Genomic DNA, 372 nt, shown 5'->3' with positions numbered 1-372 from the left:
GACCAGTCTCGTGGCGTCTGCGGCGCGTTCAAGTTGGCGCAACCGGACTGAAGACATTGCATGTGAAACAGCGCGCACAGAGACCGCATCGATCTGAGTTTGCAGCGCTTCTTCTCGGTTCTGGGTGACCGTGACCTCACTGCGCATTGCTTCTAATCTGCGACGCAATTCCCCGTCGATGCTGCGATTGATATCGCTAATTTGGGCGCTGATGCGGATCATCTCAGGATGCCGTGGGCCCAATGTGCTGGCCAACTGCGCCTGCGACGCCGCCAATTCCGCGTACTGGCGTTGCAACGTGTCAAGAAGGGGGGATGTCACAACATCCGCGACCCTGCTCAGACCGCCTTCTGTCATGAGAGCTTGAACCTG

Annotated in this window: 1 pseudogene; it reads right to left on the bottom strand. The window is 58.1% G+C overall.

Annotation, left to right across the window (positions count from 1 at the left end):
* Window positions 1-372 (bottom strand): annotated as a pseudogene (locus AB9F27_RS22120) (hypothetical protein); the annotation flags it as partial.

Source organism: Falsihalocynthiibacter sp. CO-5D18, assembly GCF_041205445.1.
Taxonomy (GTDB): Bacteria; Pseudomonadota; Alphaproteobacteria; order Rhodobacterales; family Rhodobacteraceae; genus Falsihalocynthiibacter; species Falsihalocynthiibacter arcticus.
This window is presented reverse-complemented; position numbering and strand designations above follow the sequence as displayed.